General features: G+C 63.8%; 22 protein-coding genes and 2 tRNA genes. 7 read left to right on the plus strand and 17 right to left on the minus strand.

What is annotated here, in order from left to right:
* The first annotated feature begins 340 nt into the window (after positions 1-340).
* Positions 341-700 (plus strand): arsenate reductase family protein, encoded by a 360-nt coding sequence (locus KQI12_RS11500; protein ID WP_216573525.1) that lies wholly within the window; start codon positions 341-343, stop codon positions 698-700.
* A gap of 59 nt (positions 701-759) precedes the next feature.
* On the opposite strand, the gene KQI12_RS11505 is transcribed toward KQI12_RS11500, so the two are convergent.
* The 4 genes from KQI12_RS11505 to KQI12_RS11520 form a co-directional block, all read right to left on the minus strand.
* Complete coding sequence (locus tag KQI12_RS11505) at positions 760-1590, minus strand: DUF975 family protein (RefSeq protein ID WP_216573526.1); 831 nt, start codon at positions 1588-1590, stop codon at positions 760-762.
* A gap of 136 nt (positions 1591-1726) precedes the next feature.
* Positions 1727-2905 (minus strand): TPM domain-containing protein, encoded by a 1179-nt coding sequence (locus KQI12_RS11510; protein ID WP_216573527.1) that lies wholly within the window; start codon positions 2903-2905, stop codon positions 1727-1729.
* A gap of 273 nt (positions 2906-3178) precedes the next feature.
* Positions 3179-4375, minus strand: a complete 1197-nt coding sequence (locus KQI12_RS11515; RefSeq protein WP_216573528.1) for a toxic anion resistance protein — start codon at positions 4373-4375, stop codon at positions 3179-3181.
* 69 nt (positions 4376-4444) lie between these two features.
* A complete protein-coding gene (locus tag KQI12_RS11520) occupies positions 4445-5155 on the minus strand; it encodes a 5-bromo-4-chloroindolyl phosphate hydrolysis family protein (RefSeq protein WP_216573529.1) in 711 nt (236 codons plus the stop codon).
* A 282-nt stretch (positions 5156-5437) separates the two neighbouring features.
* Between KQI12_RS11520 and ilvA the strand changes: the two genes are divergently transcribed.
* The 3 genes from ilvA (at position 5438) to recR (ending at position 8192) form a co-directional block, all read left to right on the plus strand.
* A complete protein-coding gene (ilvA, locus tag KQI12_RS11525) occupies positions 5438-6649 on the plus strand; it encodes a threonine ammonia-lyase (RefSeq protein ID WP_216573660.1) in 1212 nt (403 codons plus the stop codon).
* Positions 6650-6915: 266 nt separating this feature from the next.
* The gene (gene rpe, locus KQI12_RS11530) at positions 6916-7560 is read left to right on the plus strand and encodes a ribulose-phosphate 3-epimerase (protein ID WP_216573530.1); all 645 of its coding nucleotides are present in this window, start codon (positions 6916-6918) and stop codon (positions 7558-7560) included.
* A gap of 26 nt (positions 7561-7586) precedes the next feature.
* Complete coding sequence (gene recR / locus KQI12_RS11535; RefSeq protein WP_216573531.1) at positions 7587-8192, plus strand: recombination mediator RecR; 606 nt, start codon at positions 7587-7589, stop codon at positions 8190-8192.
* Positions 8193-8282: 90 nt separating this feature from the next.
* Here the strand turns inward: recR and KQI12_RS11540 are convergent, their stop codons facing one another.
* The 7 genes from KQI12_RS11540 to KQI12_RS11570 all read right to left on the minus strand — a co-directional run bounded on the left by KQI12_RS11540 (position 8283) and on the right by KQI12_RS11570 (position 13800).
* Positions 8283-8888, minus strand: a complete 606-nt coding sequence (locus KQI12_RS11540) for an NAD(P)H-dependent oxidoreductase (RefSeq protein WP_216573534.1) — start codon at positions 8886-8888, stop codon at positions 8283-8285.
* A 5-nt stretch (positions 8889-8893) separates the two neighbouring features.
* Positions 8894-10063, minus strand: coding sequence for a DUF2812 domain-containing protein (locus KQI12_RS12730; RefSeq protein ID WP_216573536.1), 1170 nt, complete (start codon positions 10061-10063; stop codon positions 8894-8896).
* A complete protein-coding gene (locus tag KQI12_RS11550) occupies positions 10060-11241 on the minus strand; it encodes a DUF2812 domain-containing protein (protein WP_216573538.1) in 1182 nt (393 codons plus the stop codon). The genes KQI12_RS12730 and KQI12_RS11550 overlap by 4 nt, the downstream gene beginning before the upstream one ends.
* Positions 11238-11561: a PadR family transcriptional regulator gene (locus tag KQI12_RS11555; protein ID WP_216573539.1), complete on the minus strand. Its 324-nt coding sequence runs from the start codon at positions 11559-11561 to the stop codon at positions 11238-11240. The genes KQI12_RS11550 and KQI12_RS11555 overlap by 4 nt, the downstream gene beginning before the upstream one ends.
* Before the next feature lie 158 nt (positions 11562-11719).
* Positions 11720-13168: a tryptophanase gene (locus tag KQI12_RS11560; protein ID WP_216573541.1), complete on the minus strand. Its 1449-nt coding sequence runs from the start codon at positions 13166-13168 to the stop codon at positions 11720-11722.
* Positions 13169-13634: 466 nt separating this feature from the next.
* A tRNA-Met gene (locus KQI12_RS11565) sits at positions 13635-13711 on the minus strand.
* A gap of 3 nt (positions 13712-13714) precedes the next feature.
* Positions 13715-13800, minus strand: a tRNA-Leu gene (locus tag KQI12_RS11570).
* A gap of 377 nt (positions 13801-14177) precedes the next feature.
* On the opposite strand from KQI12_RS11570, the gene prfB reads away from it, so the two are divergent.
* Positions 14178-15299 carry a peptide chain release factor 2 gene (gene prfB / locus KQI12_RS11575; RefSeq protein WP_216573543.1) on the plus strand — a complete coding sequence of 374 codons (1122 nt, stop codon included), beginning with the start codon at positions 14178-14180 and terminating at the stop codon, positions 15297-15299.
* A gap of 88 nt (positions 15300-15387) precedes the next feature.
* Here the strand turns inward: prfB and KQI12_RS11580 are convergent, their stop codons facing one another.
* On the minus strand, positions 15388-15555 hold the full coding sequence (locus KQI12_RS11580) for a hypothetical protein (RefSeq protein WP_216573545.1): 168 nt from the start codon (positions 15553-15555) through the stop codon (positions 15388-15390).
* Positions 15556-15864: 309 nt separating this feature from the next.
* Between KQI12_RS11580 and KQI12_RS11585 the strand changes: the two genes are divergently transcribed.
* Positions 15865-16320, plus strand: a complete 456-nt coding sequence (locus tag KQI12_RS11585) for a PadR family transcriptional regulator (protein ID WP_216573547.1) — start codon at positions 15865-15867, stop codon at positions 16318-16320.
* 258 nt (positions 16321-16578) lie between these two features.
* On the opposite strand, the gene KQI12_RS11590 is transcribed toward KQI12_RS11585, so the two are convergent.
* The 3 genes from KQI12_RS11590 to KQI12_RS11600 form a co-directional block, all read right to left on the minus strand.
* Entirely contained in the window at positions 16579-18609 is a 2031-nt protein-coding gene (locus tag KQI12_RS11590) for an alpha/beta fold hydrolase (RefSeq protein WP_216573548.1), read from the minus strand.
* A gap of 116 nt (positions 18610-18725) precedes the next feature.
* On the minus strand, positions 18726-21788 hold the full coding sequence (locus KQI12_RS11595) for an alpha/beta fold hydrolase (RefSeq protein ID WP_216573550.1): 3063 nt from the start codon (positions 21786-21788) through the stop codon (positions 18726-18728).
* Between the two features lie 130 nt (positions 21789-21918).
* A complete protein-coding gene (locus tag KQI12_RS11600; protein WP_216573552.1) occupies positions 21919-23001 on the minus strand; it encodes a PTS transporter subunit IIC in 1083 nt (360 codons plus the stop codon).
* 187 nt (positions 23002-23188) lie between these two features.
* Between KQI12_RS11600 and KQI12_RS11605 the strand changes: the two genes are divergently transcribed.
* Positions 23189-24181 carry a lipoate--protein ligase gene (locus KQI12_RS11605; protein WP_216573554.1) on the plus strand — a complete coding sequence of 331 codons (993 nt, stop codon included), beginning with the start codon at positions 23189-23191 and terminating at the stop codon, positions 24179-24181.
* A 56-nt stretch (positions 24182-24237) separates the two neighbouring features.
* Here the strand turns inward: KQI12_RS11605 and KQI12_RS11610 are convergent, their stop codons facing one another.
* Positions 24238-24669 (minus strand): hypothetical protein, encoded by a 432-nt coding sequence (locus KQI12_RS11610; RefSeq protein WP_216573556.1) that lies wholly within the window; start codon positions 24667-24669, stop codon positions 24238-24240.
* Positions 24670-24774: 105 nt separating this feature from the next.
* A complete protein-coding gene (gene rplQ / locus KQI12_RS11615) occupies positions 24775-25116 on the minus strand; it encodes a 50S ribosomal protein L17 (RefSeq protein WP_216573558.1) in 342 nt (113 codons plus the stop codon).
* Positions 25117-25180 lie beyond the last annotated feature (64 nt).

Here is a 25180-nt window from a genome sequence, read left to right on the forward strand (position 1 = left end):
TTGTCAGTGAACTTCTCGTAGCTCGCAGCACCGGCGGTGGTCATCATGCCCATTACCATGGTAGACGCCAGACCGACGCTGAGAACCTTCTTGAGGTTGCTCATTGAGGATTCCTCCTTGTTTGATTTTGAAGCTAATCGGGAGACAATCGTCCACGAGTGGAGTACGACAGTCCTCACACCTGCCATTTCCGTACTGTTTTCAAGAGAAAAGGGGTATTTTTCGGGGCGTTTTGCCCCGAAAAATACCCCTGGTTGACTTTTGGTTGACATGGCAAGATCGGTCTTGCCAATTTCCGCTCTATCGTGCAGAATAGAGTCCAGAAAAGGAGTTGACTGCCATGATCTTCCTCTGGTACCCCAAGTGCTCTACCTGTCAAAAGGCCAAGGCCTGGCTGGATGCCCGCGGCGTCTCCTACGATCTGCGGGACATCAAGACCGACCGCCCCTCTGTGGATGAGCTCCGGGACTGGTATCGCCAGAGCGGCCTCCCCCTCCGGCGCTTTTTCAATACCAGCGGTCTCCAGTACCGGGCTCTGGGGCTGAAAGACCGTCTCCCCGCCATGACCGAGGCGGAACAGTTGGAGCTGCTGGCCTCAGACGGGATGCTGGTCAAGCGTCCCCTGCTGGTGGGCGGCCGCTTCGCCCTCCCCGGCTTCAAGGCCGCTGACTGGGCGGAGGCCCTCCACGTGGAGTCCTGAAACGCATACGGCCGCCGACGGACCGGATCTGGTCCATCGGCGGCCGTATCTTTTTCCATTCAGAACGGGGCTGTCCCGTCCAACGCCCCGGACTGGGGACCTCTGGGCCAGCGGCCCGTCAAAAAATCATAGAAGTTGGCCATGGTCGTCATGCTGTACGGCGTCACCCACAGGCCCACGATCCCTGCCGTCAGGGCGGACAGGATCTGCCAGCCCAAGAAGGAGATCTGGAGCTTGAAGCACTCCCACTTCCACCCCCGCATATAGGCCACGCTGCTGCGCACCGCCGCCCGGGCTCCCGCCTCCGGCTCATCCACCAGGAAGAAAAAGGTCAGGGCATACCGCAGGGACACCCAGAACACATAGATCATGAAGCCGACTGCACCCAACACCGTCAGGGGCATCGCCGGCCCGCCGAGGAGCGCCCCCGGAAGGCACAGCAGGAACAACGCCCCCATGCCCAGCATCGTCCAGCCCATTGCGCTGAGGCCCACCCAGACCACCGCCAGCAGGACCCGGCCCGCCATGGAAAAGATGTCCAGCAGATCCTGGAGACCCGCCCGCCGGCCCCGGGCCATGTTCAGGCTGTAAGCCGTATAGCCCGCCGCCAGCACCTGGGAGAACAGCCCCATGAGGATCGTGAAGAACAGGTATGGCAGGAGCCACGCTCCACTCCAAAGCTCCGCCGGATAGTAGTCCGCCCCCAGGGCCATCCCCTTCAGGGCTGCGAGCGGCGAATTGGAGGCCAGCAGGAGGATCACAAAGCTCCCGCCGCTGGTCAGACCGGTGGTGAGCAGAAGATATACCAATGTCACCAGCATCGGATGGGGCGACGCCCCTGCCATCCCGGCACGGGCGTCCCATTTCGCGCGGACTCGATCGAAGCGCATCGCTCCACCTCCTATAAATATAGATGGGATCTTCCTCTCTAAGATAGCATAGCCGTATGCCTTTGGCAAGCAAAAAGCCCCGGAACTCCCTCTCTCGGGAGTTCCGGGGCCATCGTATGTCCTAAATGGTGACCGGTCAGCGGCGTCCGCCGCCGAAACCTCCACCGCCGCCGCGGCTGCCGCCAAAGCCGCCTCCACGGCTGCCGCCGAAGCTCCCTCCGCCCCGGCTCCCGCCGAAGCCGCCGGAAGGTCTGCTCCCACCAAAACTGCCGCCGGGACGGGCCCCGCCGGAGGGACGGCTCCCACCGAACCCACTGCCGGGACGGGCTCCGCCAGAGGGACGGCTCCCGCCGAACCCGCTGCCAGGACGGGCTCCGCCAGAGGGACGGCTCCCACCGAACCCACTGCCGGGACGGCCGCCGCCGGAGGGACGTCCCCCGCCGAAGCCGCCGGGACCGGGTCCACCGGGCCTGGGACCGCCAGGGCCAGGACCGGGCCCTCTGCCAGGTCCGGGCCCTCCTCTCGGGCCACCCGGAGGCGGAGGCGGCGGGGCCCAATGGCGCCGGTACCAGCTGGACCGCGGGCCGTGCCAGAAGAAGATCGGCCGGAACACCACCGGAGGCTCCGGCACGCCATAATAGCGGCGGCGGTAATCGTTGTAGCGGTACCGGTCCGCGATGGACGCGATGATGAGGATCAGCACCACCGTAAAGACCAGCACCGTGCCCTGATCCACTCCGCTCTCATAGGTATAGCTGTAGCCATAGTCCTCACCGGGCATCACGGCGCTCCCGCCGAAATAGCTCTGGTAGACCCCGTCCATCCCCTGATAAAAGCTGAGGATACCGTCCTCCCAGTCGTTTCCGGACAGGACCCGCTCGTCCAGCTCCTGCATGACGCTGTTCGTCAGGAATGCGGAGAACTCGGTGCCGGGGTACACATAGTAGCTTCCGGTGGCATCGTCGATATAGAGGATCGCGTCTCCATCCCCCAAGCCCATAGCCCGACCGGCAGACTGGGCGGCGGTCTCCAGATCGTCGGTCCCGGCGTCCTCTACGGTGACCAGGGCCACCACGCTGTTATAACGGCTGTCCCAGTTGGCGTCATAGCTGAGCACCGTCTGGGCCGCGCTCTTGGAAAGGAGGCCCGCCTGGTCATCCAGGAACCGGCTGACCTTGCCGGTGTCCAGCCCGCTCTCCAGCGGGATGCTGGGCGTAGGGCCGGTCAGGTAAGACTGCTTCCTGGCCTGTCCGATCCCGATGGCGGCCGCCACCATCAACACGAAAAGCACGATGGCTGTGGTCCGTTTCTTCAAGGGGCATCACTCTCCTCAAGCGCAAATATCCGTTCTGTCTGTCTCAGCCTCTCAGCTCCAGCAGCTTCTGCTTCAGTTCACCTTCGATCTTGCCCAGTCCCCAGGGAAGGGCGCCGGGGACGCCCTTCCCTGGGCCCCCCATCCTTTCCTTCCTCGGGACGAATGGATCGTCCCTGCGGCAAGACCGCCTGCGGCGGTGCTTGGACGCGCTCACGCGCGGCGGGCGGACGAACCGCCCGCGCCGAGCTGGGCCGTCGGCTGGTCCGGTCTGTCTCAGCCTCTCAGCTCCAGCAGCTTCTGCTTCAGCTCACCTTCGATCTTGCCCAGCTCGGCTTCCGCGTCGCGGCGCTTCTGGGCGCCGTCCTGCTGGATCTTCATGACCTCATCCAGCGTAGAGATCAGCTGTTCGTTGGTGTGCTTCAGGGTCTCGATATCCACCACGCTCCGCTCGGCCTCCTTGGCCGTCTCGATGGTGCCCATCTTCAGCAGGTCCGCGTTCTTGGTCAGCAGTTCGTTGGTCATGTTGGTCACGGCGCTCTGAGCGGCGGTGGCCTGCCGGGAGTGTTCCAGCCCCATAGCCAGCACCATCTGGCTCTTCCACAGGGGGATCGTGTTCACCAGCGAGGACTGGATCTTCTCCAGCATGAGGGTGTCGTTGTTCTGGATCAGGCGGGTCTGGGGGCCCATCTGGATGGATATCACCCGGGTCAACTCCAGGTCGTGGATCTTCTTGTCGAAGCGCTCGCACATATTGGCCAGGTCGTTGTAGGCCTGCGCGTCCTCCTGAGCGCCGGTCTGAGTGGCCTTCTGCTTGAGCTCTTCCAGCTCGCCGGTCCGGACCTGCTGGAGCCGCTTCTTGCCCGCCAGGATATACATGGTGAGTTCCTTATAATATTTCATGTTCAGCTCGTACATCTGGTCCAGCATGGCCACGTCCTTCATCAGGGTGACCTGATGCTTCTCCAGAAGGGAGGCGATCTTGTCCACATTGGTCTCAGCCTTGGAGTAGGCGATCTTCATCTCCTCCAGCTCGTTTTTCTTCTTCTGGAAGAAGCCGAGGATGCCACCCTTCTTCTCCTCAGGCGTGCCTACGTGCTTGAGCTCTACCACCAGGGAGGACAGGGCCTCGCCCACCTCGCCCAGATCCTTGGTCCGCACGGAGTTCAGAGCGCTCTCCGAGAAGCCGGCGATGTTCTTCTGGGCCGCCGCGCCGTACTGGAGCACCACGTTGGAATCCCGCAGGTCGATCTTCTGGGCGAAGTCGTCCACCATCTTCCGCTCGGCCTCGCTGAGACGGCTCTCATCCAGCTTGACGGCGGCGGCCTCCCGCTCGGCCTCGGTCATCTGGCCGGGCTTGGCCGCAGGCTCATCGCCCAGCGTCAGAACGGGGGCCTCCGGAGCGGCGGCCGCGGCCGTATCCAGAGTGGGGGTGAGCGTCAGCTCCGGCATCATATCCAGTTCGTCAGACATAGCTGATCCATCCTTTCTTCTCGTCCTTCCATTCGGGAAGTCGAATCCAGTTCGTGATATCCGTCTCTTTTATTGCGCTCCGGCCTGGAAGTCGGAGCCGGTCAGGCCCTCTCCGGAGAGCATCCGCTCCAGAACGGTGATGTCCGTGGCGATGTCCAGGGCCTCGTCTCCGAACAGGGCGTCCAGCTGGCGGTCGAAGGCGGTGACGATGGTGTCCATCATCTTTTCCACCTTGCCCTTGGTCCCGTCGATGTTGGCGCCGGAGATCCCGGCGCTGTCCATCCGGTCGTAGGCGTTCAGGAGCTTCAGCGTGGTGGGCAGGTAGTAGTCCAGGAACTTGCGGATCTGAGACTGCTTCTCCGGGTGCTCCGCCACATAGTCCAGGATCTTGCCGGTGACCTCCTCCAGATGGTCGATCTGGGCGGAGATCTTTGGATCGGCGATGCTGGCGTTCAGCCGCTTCATCTCTCCCACGGCCCGGTCCCGCTCGGCCCGGAGCGCGGCCACCTCCGGAGAGACGGCAGGCTCCTGCTTTTTCGCGGCCTCCTGCTTGGGCTGGGCGGTCTTGTCCGCCTCCTTCCCCTTCCCGTCCGCGTCAGGATAGGTGACCACATAGTCCTTCCAGATCAGGCACCGGCCCAGCACATACACCGCCAGAGAGGCGGCAGCGGCCCCAATGAAATGGAGCGGCGCATAGAGCGGCAGAGCCATGGACCAGAGCAGCCAGACGATGCCGGCCGCATAGATGGGGATCGTGGACGCTATCTTTTTGTTCGCCATCGGCATTTCCTCCAAACTGAGGTCGATTCGTTCTAGTTTATTGTACCGTTCCCCCGAGGCGGTGTCAAGGAAAGTTCCACGGGAGCAGGCCTCTGAGCGTGCCGTTTCTGGTCAGTTTCTCCGTTGACTTTATGGGGAAAGATCAGTATGATATATAAAATGCCTTTTCCTACGGTCCCGGCCTGGAGAAGACGACCCGCAACGGCCCGGTCCAGTCCCCTGACAGAAAGGGCGGGACCCCCATCCGCTGTGCCACTTGTGTCAAAGAAAGGGGACATTCCCATGCTCACGCTCAACGAGTTCAAAGAGGCCCGGAACGTACTGTCCGGCGTCATCCAGGACACCCATCTGATCTACAGCCCCGCCCTGTCCAAGAACACTGGCAACAATGTATACATCAAGCCGGAGAACATGCAGGTCACCGGCGCCTACAAGATCCGCGGCGCTTATTATAAGATCAGCACCCTCTCTCAGGAGGAGAAGGAGAAGGGCCTGATCACCGCCTCTGCCGGCAACCATGCCCAGGGCGTGGCCTATGCCGCCCAGCACGCCGGCGTGAAGGCCACCATCGTCATGCCCACCACCACCCCGCTGGTGAAGGTGAACAATACGAAGGACTACGGCGCCGAGGTCATCCTCCACGGCGAGACCTTCGACGATGCCGCCGCCCTCTGCACCAAGCTGGCCGAGGAGCGGGGCCTGACCTACATCCATCCCTTCAACGACCCCGCCGTGGCCACCGGCCAGGGCACCATCTCCTATGAGATCTTCAAGGACCTGCCCGACGTGGACGTGATCCTGGTGCCCATCGGCGGCGGTGGACTGGCCACCGGCGTGTCCACTCTGGCCAAGCTGCTCAATCCCAACGTCACCGTGATCGGCGTGGAGCCCGTGGGCGCCGCCTGCATGAAGGCCAGCCTGGAGGCCGGCCATGTGGTCACCCTCCCCAAGGTCGACACCATCGCCGACGGCGTGGCCGTCAAGACCCCCGGCGACAAGATCTTCCCCTATCTCCAGAAGAACATCGACGATATCATCACCATCCACGACAGCGAGCTGGTAGACGCCTTCCTGGACATGATGGAGCGTCACAAGATGATCGTGGAGAACGCCGGCCTGCTCACCATCGCCGCCCTGAACCATCTGGACTGCAAGGGCAAAAACGTGGTGTCTGTCCTCTCCGGCGGCAATATGGACGTGATCACCATCTCCTCTCTGGTCCAGCACGGCCTCATCAACCGTGGCCGGGTGTTCACCTTCTCCGTACAGCTCCCCGACCGCCCCGGCGAGCTGGTGCGGGTGGCCCAGATCGTGGCCAAGGAGAACGGCAACATCATCAAGCTGGAGCACAACCAGTTCGTCAACCTGAACCGTCAGGCCGGCGTGGAGCTGCGGGTGACCACCGAGGCCTTCGGCCACGCCCATAAGAACGCCATCCTGGACGCCTTCAAGGCCGCGGGCTACGACGCCCGCGTGGTGAACACCGTCCTCTAAACGAAGCATCCCCTGTGTCGGCCGCCGGCGGAGCCCACCGGCGGCCAACTATCTCAGCGGCGCGTGACCGGCCCCAGCCGGGACCGGGCCCCGTGGCTGTGTGGGAGAGCGCTGGCCAGTCCGGCCACGCAGGCGCTTCCGCACCCCTGCCGCGTGCTCCATCCTATGTGTCTCCCAGCCGCGGGGTGTCCGGCTCCGGCCCCGCGATCTCCCTCCCGCAGACCGGCTCCGGCCCCCTGTGGGAGGACTGAACGGAGGATATCGTAATGATCAAGATCGCACCCTCGATCCTTTCTGCCGATTTCGCCAACCTGGAGCGGGACATCAAGCGTGTCTCCTCCGCCGACTGGCTCCATGTGGACGTGATGGACGGCATGTTCGTCCCCAACATCAGCATCGGCATCCCTGTGGTCAAGTCCATCCGCAAGTGTACCGATATGTTCCTGGACGTGCATCTCATGATCGAGAAGCCCGTCCGCTATGTGGAGGCCTTTGCCAAGGCCGGCGCCGACCTGCTCTCCATCCATCTGGAGGCCGACGGCCCCAGCGGCATCTCCGAGGCCCTGCGGCTCATGGACGCCTGCGGCGTGAAGAAGGCGGTGGCCCTGCGGCCCATCACCTCCCCCAAGGCCGTGATCCCCTATCTGGAACAGCTGGATATGGTGCTGGTCATGACGGTAGAGCCCGGCTTCGGCGGCCAGTCCTTCATGGCCGATCAGCTGGACACCGTGGCCCAGATCCGATCTCTGATCCAGCAGTACAACCCCGCCTGCCGGCTGGAGGTGGACGGCGGCATCAACACCGAGACCGCCCGCCGGGCCGTGACCGCCGGCGCCGATACCCTGGTGGCCGGCTCCGCCGTCTACGGCGCCGCCGACCCCGCCATGGCCATCTCCGCTCTGCGGGGATGAGTCCGTCCTGACTACGGAGGTCCTCCATGCAGTATTTCCCTCCCGCGCTGGAGACGCTCACCGAGCAGTTCGCCCGTCTGCCGGGCATCGGCCGGAAGAGCGCCCAGCGTCTGGCTTTCTTTATCCTCTCCCAGCCCCCGGAGAGCGTCCAGGCCTTTGCCGACGCCCTCACGGCCGCCAAGCAGTCTATCTGCCTGTGTCCTGTCTGCCAGAACCTGACCGAGGGCGAGGGGCCCTGTGCCATCTGTTCCAGCGAGAAGCGGGACAAGGGGGTCATCTGTGTGGTGGCCACTCCCAAGGACGTGGTGGCCATCGAGCGGGCCCGGGAGTATGAGGGGCTCTACCATGTGCTCCACGGGGTGATCTCCCCTATGAACCATGTGGGTCCCGACGACCTGCACATCAAGGAGCTGATCGAGCGGGTGGCCGCCGGCGGCGTTCGGGAGGTCATCATGGCCACCAACCCCGACACCGAGGGCGAGGCCACCGCCATGTATCTCTCCCGGCTCCTGAAGCCCTTCCAGGTGAAGGTCACCCGGCTGGCCTACGGCATCCCCGTGGGCAGCCATCTGGAGTACACCGACGACGCCACCCTCATGCGCGCCCTGGAGGGCCGCAGAGAGATGCTCTGACGCACATCCCCCCTCCGAGACGCCAACAACGGCCCGCGATATGATCGCGGGCCGTTGTTTCGTCATCTGATATGACGTCTCGTATTCATTTTAGAAGGTCTTGGCAACCTCATCACACTCCGCCATGGCCTTGGCCATGATCTGCTCCACGTCATTGCCCACGATGTCCAGGCCGTCGGCGGCGATGGTCCGGAACTCCGGGATATCGAAGGAGTGGGCGATCGCCTTGAGCTGATTGGCGCCCATCTCCAGCCACTGGGCCTCCGGCGCGGAGAAATCGCCGCCCCGGGTGGTGAGGAACAGGAGCTTCCGCACATGGCACAGGCTGTGCTTCCCGCCCGCCTCGTCGTAGTAGAAGCTCAGGTTCTTCCCGGACACCCGCTCCAGATAGACCCGCAGGACCGCGGGGAAGGACTGCTCCCAGAAGGGCGCGGCGATCACCACCTTGTCGGCGGCGGCGAACTGGTGGGCGGCGGCGAACATGGGATCGTCGGTCCGGCCCTCCTCCAGCAGACGCTCCTGATAGTCCAGCGTATCGGGATAGAGGGGCTCCAGCCGCTCCACCATCACGTCCCGCTCCACCACCGTGTCCTCCGGGTGGAGGGCGGCATAGGCGGCCAGGAAGTGCCGGGCCAGCTTCAGCGTCCGGGACTTCTCCTGCCGGACACAGGCATTCACGAACAATACGTTCGCCATGTGGATCACGCTCCTAACTGCATTTTCGAAGCTATTGTATCAAGGATCGCCGAATCCGTAAAGTCCAGATCTCCCATGAGGCGCACGGCCGTCCGGCCGCTTTGGAGCAGGAGACAGCTCCCCCGCTCGTACCGGACGCAGACCGCCCGGACGCCCGCCGGCGGATCCACAGCCTGTTCTGTCCCTCCGCCGCCGCAGAGGATCTCCCGGATCTCGTCCCTGTCCAAGCCACGGGACAGCTCCGTGAACACCTCCTCCGCCAGCCAAGGCCAGGCGGCGTCCTCCCGCCGGACATACAGGAGCCCTCCGCCGTCGATCGTCTGGAGCAACGTCCGGGAGGAGAGCATCCGGCCGCCCGCCCGGGTCAGGCCGTCCTCCGGGAGCGTGCCGCCGAGGCCCAGATCCGCCGCCGTCACCACGGGATGGCCCTCCGCCGCCAGGGCCGCCGGGTCCAGAGGCTCGGACCGACGGATGTCCCCGCTCAGGAGACTGCCCAGCGCCAGCACCAGTACCGCCAGGATCAGCACAGGCTTCATCCCGCTCCGGAAGCGGGCCGCGCCCATCTGGGGCCGCGGGAAGGCCCGGTCCCGCTCCAGCGCCAGCCACACCCGGATCCCATAGGCCAGCGCGGCGCAGAACTCATACCCGGTCCAGACCAGCAGAGCCGCCAGCAGGACCATCTCCCCCAGAGCTGCCGGCTCGTAGAACATTTGGAAGGGGTAGAAACTGCTGTGTCCGATCAGCAGGAGGAGGACGGCATAGAGGGCCGTCGTGGCCAGAGTCCCCAGAGCCGCGCCCATGGCCGGGACCAGCGCCAGCCGCCGGAGCCGGTCGGCCTCCAGCGCCTCGTCGGTCTGGATAGGCACCACGGTCCGGCCCGGCTTGGACTGATAGACCCGGATCAGGCCCCACCGGCCAGTGAGTTCCCAGCCAGCGTCGGCACAGAGCCGGTCATAGCTCCCGGCTCCGTCCTCCGCCGCCCCCAGCAGACGCCTCGGCTGGGCCAGATCCACGGAATAGCGCAGGTCCGGCCGGCTCAGGGGAACGAACACAGCCATGCCGCAAATCAGCTTCTCCAGCTCCCAGCCTCTGGACTTCCAGTCCTCCAGCCACTGCTCCGCCGCCTTGTAGTCCAGGTCCGCGAAGCCGAACCAGGCATATCGTCTCTCCTTCATCCTTCCGCCTCCATCCCCAGCCGCTCCGCCACACGGCGGAGAAGCCCCGTCTCCGTCAGGTCCGGGCCAAGGCCCTCGGTGGAATAAGTCCCCACCAGAGCCGCCGTCCGCCCCTGCCGGAGCAGGAGGAACGCGCCGTCCCGGGCCGTCCAGCTCTCGTCGAAGCCCAGCTCCGCCGGCTGGAAGTCCAGCGTCCCCAGGCCCTCATAGTCCCCCGTGCCGCACTGGTCCGCCAGCGCGCAGGCCAGCCGGCGGGCATAGCCCTCCGTACCGCAGACATAGCGCTCACAGGTGAGGAACTGGTATCCCCCGTCCTGCCGGACCGTCTCCTGATACCGCTCTCCCCGGACCATCAGGGCCCACACCGGGGACAGGTCCGTCCGGGAGACCGTCCGCCCGTCCAGGCCCAGGTCCTCCGCCATGACGATCGGCCGGTCCCGGAGGGCGGCCCGCCGGAAGGGATCCGTGGTATGACAGCCCAGCACGCCCATGCTCAGCTCCCAGAGCCGGAACAAAACGTACAGCGCCGCGAACAGCCGCTCCAGCCTCGGCAGGAGGCCTCTGCACCGCGCGGCCCAGCGGGACAAGACCGTGGAGCGCCACGCACGGCCCTCCCGCTCTCGTCTCCACCAGGCCAGACCGGCGACTCCGATCCAGAAGAGTCCCGCCGTCAGGCAGAGGACGCTCAGGGCCAGCCACAGGGGCGAGGTCCGGCACAGCAGGTCGGCGGGCCCCACTACGGGCCGCCGGCCCTGCCGCGCCATGATCCACAGGGCCGCCAGCAGGAACAGCAGGGCCAGCGCCGTCTCCAGCTCCGCCTGGAGCGGCGGCCACACGGTCCGGCGGAAGCGGTCCCGCCCGGTCCAGCGCAGGTCGGAGCGGACTGGCTCCGGGTCCGCCACGGTCCGGGCCTTCAGGATCGCCAGCGGCCCGGACTGGGTCTGGAGCTCCCAACCCGCTTCCCGATACCGGCGGAGATCCGCCTCCTCCGGCTCCGGACAGAGATCCACGCACCAGCGGGTCCCGGAGGGCATCTCCTCCGCCCGCCGCCAGAGGGCCAGGCCACCGGGCCCGATCCGGTCCAGATCCCAGCCCCGGGCACTCTGCCGCTCCAGCCAGTCCTCCGCCGCGGCCCGGTCCATGGCCCCATAGGGGAACCACCCCAGCTTCCGTCTCATCCCTCCGCCTCCTCCCGCAAGACCCGCTCCATATCCGATGCCTGTCGCCGGATCCGCCGGTACTCCCGCTCCAGCACCCGCGCCCCCTTCGGGGCCAGGCGGTAGTACTTCCGGCCGTCCTCCACCCGGCTCAGGCCGATGAGGCCATCCTTCTCGAAGCGCTCCAACAGAGCGTAGAGGCTCCCCGCGCCGATGTTCACCGCGCCGTCCGTCAGGGCACTGACATATTTCATGACGCCGTACCCGTAACGCTCGCTCCGGAGCGCCAGCAGGATATAGTACATAGGCTCCGTCAGCGTGTCCAGCTTCTTCCGCGCCATGGTTCCCCCTCCTCCCTCTCCATATATCGAATATCGATATATCCATCTTAACATCAGGCCATACAGGATGTCAAGCGGCGGCCAAGAGCGAAACATGCCCGCCCCAAGGCCGAAGCGGCCTCGGGGCGGGCATAGTATCTCTTATGGGGAAAGCGCTGTCACTGCTCGTCGCCGAAGTCGGCCCGGTAGGCCGCCGCCAGCTTCTCAGGCCAGTCGCTCACCGGCTCCAGTACGCCGGTGAAGAAGCGCAGAGTGGCCGGCTCGTGGACGAAGCGCAGGCCGCCCACCAGATTCCGGTGGTCATACAGCCACTTGACCCGGTCGATGACGTACTCCGTCTGGGACAGGGTGAACACCCGGCGGGGGAAGGCCAGCCGCAGGAGCTCCATGGAGGCGATGCGCTCGGTGCCGTCGGGCTCCCGCTCCTCGGAGAGGGTGCCGCGCTCCATGCCCCGGATGCCGCCGCAGATGTACAGGGCGCAGGCCAGCGCACCGGCAGAGTACTGCTCCTGGGGCACATCGGGCAGGAACTCCTTCACGTCGATGTGGGCGCCCAGACCGCCGCCGGGGGTGATGACGGGGATGCCGTACTCATCCAGACGGCGCACACAGTAGTCGATGAACTGAGGGCCCTGAGAGATCACGTCCATGTCCATGCTCTCGTCGAAGCCCACGGTCATGGCCTCCATCTCCTTCACGGACATACCGCCGTAGGTCAGGAAGCCCTCGAACATGGGGATCAGGTCCTCCATGGAGTGGAAAAGGGCCTCGTCCCGCACCAAGATGGCGCCGCCCCGGGCGAAGCCGAACTTGCGGGCGGAGAAGTAGATGATGTCGAACTGGTCGGCGATCTTCCGGGCGATCTCCCGGACGGTCCGATCCCGCATCTCAGGCTCCCGGGTCTTGATGAAGTACAGGTTGTCCTGAAGGAGCGAGGCGTCCAGCACGGTCATGACGCCGTGCTTCCGGCAGATCTCAGTGGCGGCCTCGATGTTGGCGCAGGAGATGGGCTGGCCGCCGATCAGGTTGGTGCCCGCCTCCAGCCGGACGAAGGGCACGTTCTCCGGCCCCTCCCGCAGGATGCAGGCCTCCAGAGCCTCCAGATCGATGTCGCCCTTGAAGGGCAGGTCGCTGTGGCTGACGAGGCCCTCCTTCTTCACCAGCTCTTCCACGCGGCCGCCCAGCCGGGTGATGTGGGCCTTGGCGGTGGTGAAGTGGTAGTTCATGATGACGCAGTTCCCGGGCTTCACGAAACGGGTGGCCAGGATATTCTCACAGGCGCGGCCCTGATGGGCGGGCAGACAGTAGTGGATGCCGAAGATCTCCTCCAGCTTGCGCTGCATCTTGAAGAAGGTCTCAGATCCCGCGTAGGCATCGTCCGCCACCAGCATGGCGCTCTGCATCCGGTCAGACATGGCGTTGACGCCGGAATCGGTCAGCATATCCAGGAAGATGTCCCCGTTGTGGAGCTGGAAGGTATTGAAGCCGGCCTCCCGCATCTTCTCCAGACGCTGTTGGGCAGGCAGGAGATGGAGCTGCTGGACGATCTTGACCTTGTGCATCTCCATCGGGATCGGCTCGTGTTGATAGAACGTGATCTTAGGCATCGTTTGCCCCTCCTCATGATGATCCAAACTTCGCTCGGATCCCGACGCCGGACGGAGCGGATAAAAAACGCCCTCCGTGCCCAGCCGGGACACAGAGGACGAGAGCGACTCGTGGTACCACCTCAGTTCACCGCGTCACCGCGGCCTCATGGGATATGGCTATCCCCCACGCAGTATCGGGCGCACCCGGCGCCGCATACTCCTCCTGATCAGAGTTTCCGGGCGCTGCTCCAGACGGTAATTGGGACGCTGACGCTTCTCTGCCTCGCACCGACCGGCAGCTCTCTGGAGAAGGGATGGTCCAGCGCCTTACTGGATGTCTTTCATCGCGTTGTCTGTATCTACTTTACCACTTTTGATCGCTGATGTAAAGCGGCTGTCCCAGAAAAAATGGAGCCGATCTCCGCTCATAGCCTATGGCAAAATATGAAAACAGCCATCTTCGAAAGAAGATGGCTGTTTCATCTGGTTGCGGGAGTAGGATTTGAACCTACGACCTCCGGGTTATGAGCCCGACGAGCTACCAAGCTGCTCTATCCCGCGATATGGTGCCGGAGACCGGGCTTGAACCGGCACGGGATCGCTCCCACAGGATTTTAAGTCCCGGGCGTCTACCATTCCGCCACTCCGGCGTTTCCGGTCGCAAACTCGCTCTTGCTGAGTGCTTGATTATGATAACACATTCTCCCGCGATCGTCAACTACATTTTCAAAAAATTTTTCCGGCCGGCCATGCGCATATCTCCCGCCCCGTCGCATAGACTGAGATAGGACCATTGGAAGGAGGCAGATGCCATGCCGGAACACACCCCAGACAGCCCCGCGCCCGCCCCGATGCCCGCGCCCCGGGAGGACGTGGACGACCTGATCTTCTCCACGGAGACGGAACGGCCCGTCAGCGACCGCTAAGGTGCATTTTCCCCGCCGGACCGACAGTTTTGCTTTACATTTGCTCTCTCATTGGATATAATGGAAAGGCTAATATCGAATGAGATGTGAGAGTGTGTGATATGCTTCAATTCGACGAATATAAAGTGAGACTGAACAACATCCTGCCCGCTCTGGACGATCTGGAGCAGGCGCTGGGTCTGAAGGCCGCCGCTCAGGAGGCGGAGATGCTGGAGTCGGAGAGCGCCTCCGACGGCTTCTGGAACGATCTGGAGAAGGCCCAGAAGGTCCAGCAGCGGATCTCCCAGCTCAAGGGCAAGCTGGACGGTCAGAAGCGCCGCCGGGACGAGTGGTCCGACCTGATGGCCCTCTGCGAGATGGGCAACGAGGCGGAGGACGAAACTCTGGTCCCCGAGGTGGAAGAGGGCTTCATCAAGCTGGAGGCCGACATCGAGGAGGCCCGTCTCTCCTCCCTGCTCACCGGCGAGTACGACAACTCCAACGCCATCCTGACCATCCACGCCGGCGCCGGCGGCACCGAGGCTCAGGACTGGGCCCAGATGCTCTACCGGATGTACACCCGCTGGGCCGAGCGCCATGGCTATGACTGCAAGACCATGGACTATCAGGACTGCGAAGAGGGCGGCATCAAGAGTGCCACGATCACTATCTCCGGCGAGAACGCCTATGGCCATCTGAAGAGCGAGCATGGCGTCCACCGTCTGGTCCGTGTCTCCCCCTTCGACGCCCAGGCCCGCCGCCAGACCTCCTTCTCCGCCGTAGAGGTCATGCCCGAGCTCCCCGACGACGTGGAGGTGGACATCCGTCCCGAGGACATCGAGATGCAGGTCTACCGCTCCTCCGGCGCCGGCGGCCAGCACGTCAACAAGACCTCCTCCGCCGTCCGTTTGATCCATAAGCCCACCGGCGTGGTGGTCTCCTGCCAGACCGAGCGGAGCCAGTTCCAGAACCGGGACAACTGTATGCGGATGCTCCGCTCCCGCCTGGTCCAGCTCAAGATGGAGGCCCACCTGGAGAAGATCTCGGACATCAAGGGCGTCCAGCTCAAGATCGAGTGGGGCAGCCAGATCCGTTCCTACGTCTTCATGCCCTATCAGCTGGTGAAGGACAACCGCACCGGCTATGAGACCAGCAACATCAACGCCGTCATGGACGGCGATCTGGACGGCTTCATCAATGCCTACTTGAAGGCCAGCGCCACCGGCGAGTGGGCCAGCAAGTAAGTCCGCCGTCTTTTCTCAAAAAATGGACCGGAGCCCTCCGCAGAGCGATCTGATCTCTGCGGAGGGCTCCTCTTTCGTTTTGCTTCGCTCACTCCGCCATGGGCCGGTCCTCCAGGCGGAGGGCTAGCTCCATCGTCGGATGCGGCGTCTCCGGAGCCGCCGCCTCCCGCTCCTCTAGATAGGACGGGATACACAGAAGGGCCGCCAACAGGAGCAGTGCTCCCGGCAGGATCAGCCCTCTCTGCACAGCCTGCATTTCGTTTCCTCTCCTCTCTCCAAGTGCCTGTCCCGGTCATGGCCGGCGGCAGGCGCTCTTCGCTTCGTGTCATTATAATTCTTTTCCGTCCGTTTGTCCACCATCTTTCTCTTCCATCCTGTCCCGCTCGTTTCGTCCATACGGGGCGGGCCGCACAGAGCTGCCTCTCCGTTTGCCTTCATCAAAATATCGTTCAGCGCAAATAGCTTCCTTCTAAAGTTCTTGTCGATCCCACTCCAAGCTGGTATAATACGAATATCCATGATCTGTATACTGCCCGCGGAACGCGGAGGATAGGAGAAGAACGCTATGACGAACGAGACTGTACTCAAGGCCAAGCGCGGCAAACGCAAGACCAGCATGTCCCCCGAGGGACTGGAAGAAAACCTGAAGAAAGGCACGACCGAGCTGTTGGTGCTCTACCTTCTCCGGGAACGGGAGATGTACATCAACGAGATCACCGACCTCCTTCTGGAGCGCAGCAGTGACCGCCTCAACATCACCTTTCCTTACGCTGTCGTCTACCGTCTGCTGGACGCTCACTACATCGAGCTTGGCGAAAAGTGCATCGCCCCAGACGGCCGCCGCCGCCAGTTCTACCACACTACCCCCGCCGGAGAGGCCTATCTGGAGCAGCTCCTGGTGGTGCTGGACCGCTTCATGGGCGGCGTGTATGAGATCCTGGGCGCGGAGAACCTGCCCAAGGTGAAGCGTAAGCGCAAGCCCAAGGCCGCCGCTGAGGCCGAAACCTCCAAGGTGGATTGATCCTCATAGGAAAGCAGCCCCTGCCGGACGATCGTCCGGCAGGGGCTGCTTTTATTTTGGTCCGGCTCACTTGCTCAAATCCGCCTGGTGGGCGTCGATCTGGGCGGAGGCGATCCCGTGGGCGGTCAGATAGTCCTGAGCGGCCTTCTGCAGGTCCACCTTGGACCGGTCGGCGGAGCGGTCCACCCCCGGCGGTCTCGTTCAGCCTGCCGTGATCGATGCAGACGGCGATGTTGGTGCGGCCGTACTTCTGGACTCCTAGACCTTAGCGGCGGCGGGGCCCCGGCTGGTGTCGTAGGTACTGCCGAAGGTGACGCCGTTGACCACCCACACGTCGGAGAAGTCGGGCTTGCCGTCCTTGTTGGCACAGACCAGATAGTCACCGTCGCCATGCCTGGATACCGGGTCGTTCACATGGAGGGTGTCGCCCCAGGCGGTATCCACGGTCAGGCGGATGGCGGCGGGCACGAAGCAGGCGAAGTTGGTGTCCGGAGCCGCCTTGGTCTTGATCGGGACGAAGGTGTCCTTTTTCCCGGTGAAGTCAGCGGCCGTCAGGGCGGAGCCGTCGGGCTTGGTATAGGTGGACAGGACCTTCTCCAGCTTGGAGACCCACTGCTCCCCGCTGGTGCCCTTGAGGACCACGCTGACGCCGTCGTCCTTGGCGGTGTAGTCGGTGTTCTCCAGGTCGTTATGGAAGGAGGTGTCCTTGGAGACCATCATGCCCTCGATGGTATAGGAGGTCTTTCCGGTCAGGAAGAAGTCGGCCTCATGGGCGGCGATATAGTCCTTGGCGGAGCCCTCGTCGCTCTCGGTCTCCTCTTGGGCGGCGCCCAGCTGCTTGAGGAAAAAATCGTCCCCGGCACTGACGGCATCCTTCAGAGCGGTCAGGTCTCCGGAGAACACGTTGAAGGTATGGTCGCAACCGGCGATGAAATGGGTATCCGAGGCGCTGTTGACGGCGGCGGATCTGATCTTGTCGGCGTTGTCAGGGGTGACGGTGGTATCGGCCTCGCCCTGGATCGCCAGGATGGGGGCCTTGATCTGGGCCACGACCTTCCGCATATCGGTCTCGCCCACCTCCTGGAACCAGCGGGTGCCCACTTCCAGCGCGTCCCGCCAGTCGAAGGTCATCGTGTAGGAGCCCTTGCTCTTGGCCTGGGCGTAGGCATCCTCGAAGGTGGTGTCCCCGAACATGGAGCTGCCGGTCAGATCCAGCGCGCCAGCCCAAGTGACCACGGCCTTGAAGGTGTCCGGATAGGCGGCGGCCGCCAGGAGCGCGTCGGTGCCGCCCTGGCTCCAGCCCATGACGCCCAGCTTGGCACCGTCCACGCCGGTCTGACCGGCCAGATAGTCGGCGGCAGCCTTGGCATCCACCTTGGCGGAGGTATAGCAGTAGTCGGTGTAGCTGGCCTTGGAGTCGCCGTTGCCCATGAAGTCGATGCGGATGGTGGCGATGCCGCTGGCGGCCATGATGGGCGCGGCCGTGGCATAGCCGCTGCCGGCCTCATCCCGATTCGAGCCGGTGCCGTGGAGCATGACCACGCCGGGGACCTTGGCGTCCTTGGAGGCGGAGGCGGGCATCGTCACGGTGGCGGGGATGGAGTGGGCGGGGATCCCGTCGGTCTCCGGCACGTCGATGGACACCACAGTCTCCGTATAGACTGGCGTCAGAGCGGAGAACTGCTTCAGGATCTGAGCCAGCTCGGCCCGCTGGGTGGTGCCCAGCGGTCTCAGATTGCCCTTGTCGTCGCCCTTCAGCACGTTGCTATAGTAGCAGAAGCTCATATCAGCCAGAGCCCAAGCGGGGATCTTATCGTAGTCGGGCGCCTCCTTCATGGCCATGCCGCCCTCTTCGGAGACGATGTTGTTGAGCTTGGCATAGCGGGACAGGACCGCGGCGGTCTCGGCCCGGGTGATGGCCCGCTCGCCGTTGAAGGTCTTGTCCTTGGGCACCGCGGCCAGACCGGTGCTCTCCGCCCAGGCGGCGGCATCGGCATACCACTTGCCGGAGATGTCGGTGAAGCCGCCCTTGTCCGAGACAGCGGGCTTCCCGGCCATATTGTACAGGGTCTGGTAGACCATGGCACGGGTCACGGTAGCCGTTGGGGCGAAGGCGCCCTTGCCGGTGCCGCTCATGAGGCCCTGCTCCGCCACGAAGGAGACGGCGGAGGCGTACCACGCCTTGCTGTCCACATCGGTGAAGGCGGCGCCCTCCGCCGCCAAGGCGGGAGCGGCCATGGACAGCGCCATAGCGCCGGTCAGGACCAGAGCAACTGCTTTCTTCTTCATGAGATATCCACACCTTTCACTTCGTTTGGGGAAAACTCGATGTACCAAGGCCGGCCCGGTCCCGAAGGACGGGCCGGCCCCGGTGTCATTCAACGAACATCATTGCGGTCCGCGCATCACGCGGCCTGCTCCGTGGTCTTCGCCAGCAGATGCTGGAAGAAGAATCCGGAGATCCCGCCCTCCACAGCGGCCGTCACATCAGGCTGGTCGCTGTAGAAGCCGTAGCCGTGGTCCGCGTCTTTCACCACGATCTCAGTGGCATTGGGGAACGCCTTCAGGGAGAGCTTGTTCACCTCGGCAGGGGCGATAGTATCCTTGTCGCCATACATGACCAGTACAGGACCGGTATAGCTGGCGGCGTTGGCCAGAGGCTGGGAGGCGATCAGCTCATGGAACCACTCGGAAGACAGGTCCTGGACCTGACCGTACCGGGTGGTGAGGGTGTACTTTCCCTCCTGCTCCGCCTGAGCCAGAGCGGCATCCATCTTGTCATCTCCGCCCATGATCGACGCGATCAGGGAACGGCCGTCGATCACCGCGCCGGCCAGCAGGACCACGGCCTTATAGCCGCTGTCCTTCTCGCCCGCCAGAGTGGCGGCGATGCGGCCGCCCATGGAGTAGCCCAGGATACCGATGGCATCCGGATCCACAGGATAGTTGGCCAGCAGATACGCCTTACAGGCGTTGGAGTCCGAGATCATGTTGGACAAATAGTTCTCGGTGAAGGGCTCCTTGGACTCACCACAGCCGGGGAAATCCATGCGGATGGTGGCGATGCCCTCCTGAGCCAGAGCCACGGCGATGCCGCCGAAGCCCACGTTCTCATCCTTGCTCCCACCATGGCCGTGGTCCATGATGACCGCTGGGACCTTGTTGTCCTTGGAGGCGGAGACAGGCATGGTCACGATGGCGGGCACCTGACGGCTGCCGTTCTGGACCGTGATATGCTCCACCGTATAGGTCGGCTCCAGCTTGGAGAACTGCTTGAGCATCTGGGCAAGCTGGGACCGCTGGGCGGTGCCGGTGGGCATGAGCCGGCCCTTGGAGCCGGACAGGATGCCCAGCGCCACGGCCCGCTCCATGCCGTCCTTGGCCCAGGAGGCCACGTCGGCGGCATCGGTGAAGGCAGTCAGTTCCATATTGGCGGCATGGATGCCGGTGGTCTCGGCGTAGTCAGCGAAGACCTTGGCCAGCTCCTGGCGGGTCATCGCCTTCTCACCGCCGAACAGGCCCTTGCCCACGCCGGTGGTCAGACCCTGATCCTCCGCCCAGGCGGCGGCATCGGCGTACCACTTGCCGGAGACATCGGAGAAGGTAGCGGCCTCCGCCACAGCGGGCTTGCCCGCCATATTGTACAGAGTCTGATAGACCATGCCCCGGGTGACGGTGGCCTCCGGCGCGAAGCTGGCCTTGCCGGTGCCGTTCATGAGACCGTTGGTCAGCACGAAGCGGGCCGCGTCCGCATACCAGGCAGAGGCGGACACGTCGCCATAGTCAGCCAGCACGTCCTTGAGGACGGTGATGCGGCCGGCGGGAGCGCCATACCGCTCGGCGGTGATGGTGCCGCCCAGCACGTCGCGGGTGTAGTTCACCAGCGCGTCCTCCATGGCCACGGTGGTGTCGAACAGCTTGGCCTGCTTGAACACATAGTAGGTGTCGCCGCCGGCGGCGGTGAAGTCGTTGGTGGCGATGGTGTACTCCTTGGTCAGATCCAGGGCCGCGCCGTCGATGGTCACGTCCTTGATCCGGGCGCCGGGAGCGGCAGGAGCGAAGTAGGTGGTGTCACCGTACTGCGCCCCGTTCTCATAGGGCACGGCGGTGTCGATGGTGAAGGAGATGCCGGACACCTGGGGGAACGCGCCGATCGCGGTGGGGGTGGAACAGGTGGCGGCCTCCAGCGCCTCCAGCAGCTGAGCGCCGGTGAGCGTCACAGTGGCCACAGTGTTGCCGAAGGGGAACACCGTCTTCATGGTCTTCATGGAGATGTCCCCGGCGGGGATGCTGGCGCGGATGCCGCCGCCGTTGGTGATCGCGGCATCCACCTTATCCTGGCCCAGATACTCCCGGGCCTGCCACAGGATCGCGTCGGTGGCGAAGTCGCCCAGATTGGTCTCCTGAGTGCGGACGCCGGGGGCGCGCTCGCCGTCCAGATCCACCTCAGTCTTGGCGAATACAGCGGAGAGCTCCCCGTCCACAGCGGTGTTCCGTTCCGTGACGGCCTTGTCCACCGCCGCGTCGCTCTTGGTGTAATCGCTGGCGGCGACGGCGCCGTACTCCAGGCTCTCAGCGTCGGGATCGTAGACCACTACGCCCACATTGGCCAGCTTGGTGCCGGTGGAGACCAGCAGAGTCCCATCGATGACGTTGCTCCCGCCGTTCTGGGCGGCCACTTGCTCGTTGGTGGAGTGGCTGTGGCCGTCCACGAAGAGGTCGATGCCCTTCACATGCTCACACACGTCGATGGAGCGGTTGGGGGCGCTCTCCGGGTCCACCCCCAGATGGCCCAAGGCCACGATCAGATCGCAGCCGTCCTGCTTCAGGGCGTCCACCTGAGCCTGCGCACAGGCATACAGGGCCTCGCCCTGGAGGAACTCCAGGCCCTCCACATACTTGGGATTGGCCTTAGAGGCGGTCTCTGGGGTGGCCAGACCGAACACGCCGATCTTGGTGAGGCCGTACACGAAGATCCCGTTCGTCTGGAACACGGGCTTCTGGGTGGCCTTGTCCACGATGTTGGCGGCCAGCAGGGGGAAGTCCATGGAGGCGGCCAGGCTCTTCAGGTTCTCATAGCCGTAGTCGAACTCATGGTTGCCGGGAGCCATCGCGTCATAGCCGGCGGCATTCATGAAGCCGATCTCGGAGACGCCCTTGTCCAGGTTCACGATGGGCGCGCCCTGGATGGCGTCTCCGGCGGACAGAAGGAGCACCTCGGCTCCGGCGGCCTCATAGTCCTTCTTCAACTGGGCCACACCGGCGGTGCCGATGGAGTCCGTGGTCTTGTCCCCCTCGTGGGAGACCATGTCACCGCCGTGGGTGTCGTTGGTGTGCAGGATCACGATCTTCCCCGCCAGACTGTCGCCGGCATCGGGGACTTCCACTGCCATGGCAGGGACGGCCAGACTGAACGTCATGACCACTGCCAGCAGGAGGGAGAGGAGCTTGCTCTTCTGCTTCATCATAAGATCCTTCCTTTCACGCTCATATTCGGGGAGCTCTGCTCCCCTGCTGATCCCATCTTAACAAAATAAAACAGGAAATACAAGCGTCTCTGCGGTCTCTCCGGCTTTTTCTTTCCGACCGCTGGACCGATCACCGCTCCAGCGTCAGATCTCCCTCCCGGATCCAGCCTGCCCGGCGGCAGACCAGGCCCACCAGCCACGCGATCAGACCCGGCAGGACGAAGGAGATCAGCACGAGGCCAGCCCAGTCGAAGGGCGTGATGGCAGCCTTCGCTCCGCTGGCCACATCGCTGACCCAGCCGGAATAGACGCCGATCTGGCCCACCAGACCACAGGTGCCCATGCCGGAGGACACGGCCGCACCGTTCATCTGAAGGCGGAACACACAGGTGGCCAGCGGGCCCGTGATGGCGGAAGCCACGATGGGCGGGATCCAGATCTTGGGGTTGCGGACGATGTTGCCCATCTGGAGCATGGAGGTGCCCAGCCCCTGAGAGATCAGGCCGCCCCAGCCGTTCTCCCGGAAGGAGAGCACGGCGAAGCCCACCATGTTGGCACAGCATCCGGCCACTGCCGCGCCGCCGGCCAGACCGGTGAGTCCCAGCGCCGCGCAGATGGCCGCGGAGGAGATGGGCAGAGTCAGGGCGATGCCCACCAGGACCGATACGGCGATGCCCATGAAGAAGGGCTGGAGATCCGTGGCCCACATGATGACCCGGCCCACCGAGGAGGCCGCCATGCCGATGGCCGGCGCGAACATCGTCGCCAGCATACAGCCGGAGAAGATGGTGACGAAGGGCGTCACCAAAATGTCGATCTTCGTCTCTTTCGAGACCGCCTTGCCCAGCTCCGCCGCGATCACGGCGATCACCAGTACGGCCAAGGGCCCGCCGGCCCCGCCCAGCTCGTTGGCGGCCCCGCCTACGGTGATCAGGGAAAAGAGCACCAGCGGCGGGCACTGGAGGGCCCAGCCGATGGCACAGGCCATGGCGGCACCCACCACCATGGTGTTTTTGGCATAGGTCCCCACGGTCACGAATGCCTCGATACCCAACTGGCTGCCCAGAGTCCCCACGATCGTGCCGATCAGCAGAGACGCGAACAAGCCCTGGGCCATCGCGCCCAGAGCCTCCACGCCATACCTCTTGGCTGATATCTCGATGTTCTTGCGCTTCAGGAACGCACGGATCCCGCCATCCTCTCTTTTGTCCATAACATACACTCCTAAATATCCGCCAAGATCTGGAAGCCGTTCCAGTTCCGGCGCATTCGATATGGTCCGTATTTTAACCTTTTTCATAAGGCTTGTCAATCTCCCCTTCCTGTGCTAATATGAACCGGTCCGTACAGACTCAGGACTGCCGCATACGGCCAATACCTCAGAGAAAGGGTCGAACAACATGTATTACATCGAGAGCACCAGCAGCGATCCTCACTTCAACCTCGCCCTGGAGCAGTATGTCTTCGACAAGCTGGACCAGAGCCAGGACTACTTCATGCTTTGGCAGAATGACAACGCCATCATCGTCGGCAAGCATCAGAACACCATCGGCGAGATCAACGCCCCCTATGTGAAGGAGCATGACATCCAGGTGGTGCGCCGGCTGTCTGGCGGCGGCGCCGTCTATCATGATATGGGCAACATCAACTTCACCTTCATCGCCGACACTGGCGGCGTCAGCAAATTCGACTTCTCCACCTTCTGCCGCCCGGTGGTGAAGGCCCTGCGGAGCATCGGCGTCCCCGCCGAGATCAACGGCCGCAACGATATGACCGTGGACGGGAAGAAGTTCTCCGGCAACTCCCAGTACATGAAGCACGGCCGAGTCATGCATCACGGCACCCTCATGTTCGATTCCGACCTAGAGGTGGTGAGCCAGGCGCTGGCCGTCTCCAGGGACAAGATCGAATCCAAGGGCCTCAAGTCCGTGCGCAGCCGTGTCACCAACATCAAGCCCTATGTGAAGGAGGACATCTCCACCCAGGACTTCCTGCGGATCCTGCGGGAGTTCATGTTCGAGGAGTATGGCCTGAAGCCCTATCCCCTCACCGACGCCGACATCGAGGCGGTGAAGGCCCTCCAGCATGAGGTCTACGACAAGTGGGAGTGGAACTATGGCCGTTCCCCTGCCTGCCAGATCCGGAAGGAGCGCCGGGTAGAGGGCTGCGGCAAACTGGAGGTCCACATGGACGTGGCCCGTGGCGGCGAGATCACCGCCCTCTCCTTCTTCGGTGACTACTTCGGCAATGGCGACAGCCACGAGCTGGCCCAGCGCCTCATCGGCAGACCTCTGGAGGAGTCCGCCCTCCGTGCCGCCCTGGAGGGCGTGGAAATCGGCGACTACTTCAATAAGCTGGACAAGGACACCTTCCTCTCCATCCTGCTCCAGTGAACGTCTCCGATCCTGATCGAACGCAAAAGGCGGAGCCGGCCGGCTCCGCCTTTTTCTCATTCTCTGTGTCGTGTTCCCAGCCTCGTCCCCAGCCAGGCCGCTGCCAGCAGCATCAGGAACGCTGTGACATAGGTCATGAAGAGCCGTCCGCTCCACCGGGTCAGGCGGGCGGCCATGTTCACGAGCGGAAGGTAGTAGAGCTGAGACCATACGCCCAGCCAGCTCATCCAATAGCGCCGCAGGATCAGCTCCTGGACCGCCAGCAGTACCAGGTCCAACGTCGGCACCAGATGCAGGCAGAGCAGGACCCGCCGCCCTGTCATCCCCAGCCGGACCGCGGCCCATGCCGCGAAGCCCCAGGCCAGCAGGAAGAGCGTGGCCAGTGACAGGAAGGGCGGCATGACTCCCGTAGTCGTCATCTGCCGTTCCAGCATATAACTCCCCGCGAACGGCAGCAGACTGATCAGCACCAAGACGAGTTCCCGCATCGTGGCCCTCCCTCCCTTCGCCCTCATCCTACCATAGCTCCGATCTCAGCACAAGCAGAAAAACGCCCCTCTGCCAGTGGCAGAGGGGCGTTCGTTCGGTCTTTCTTACACCAGCTGGACGATGGCCATCTCAGCGGCATCGCCGCGGCGGGGGCCGATCTTCACGACACGGGTGTAGCCGCCGTTACGGTCGGCATACTTGGGGCCGATCTCAGTGAAGAGCTTCTTGGCCACGTCCTCCTTAGTGATGAAGGACAGAGCCTGACGATAGCTGGCCAGATCGTTCTTTTTGGCCAGAGTCACCATCTTCTCAGCGATGGGGGCCACTTCCTTGGCGCGGCTCAGAGTGGTCTTGATCTGACCGTTCTCCAGCAGGTAGGTGGTCATGGCGCGGAGCATAGCCTTCCGCTGATCGCTGCGGCGGCCCAGTTTACGATATCCGGACATGTGAGTCAACTCCTATCGGTGTTTCGCACGGCGAAACCCAGTGTAGATTCGTCCTGAGGGACCT

Source organism: Pseudoflavonifractor sp. MSJ-37, assembly GCF_018917965.1.
Lineage (GTDB): Bacteria > Bacillota > Clostridia > Oscillospirales > Oscillospiraceae > Pseudoflavonifractor_A.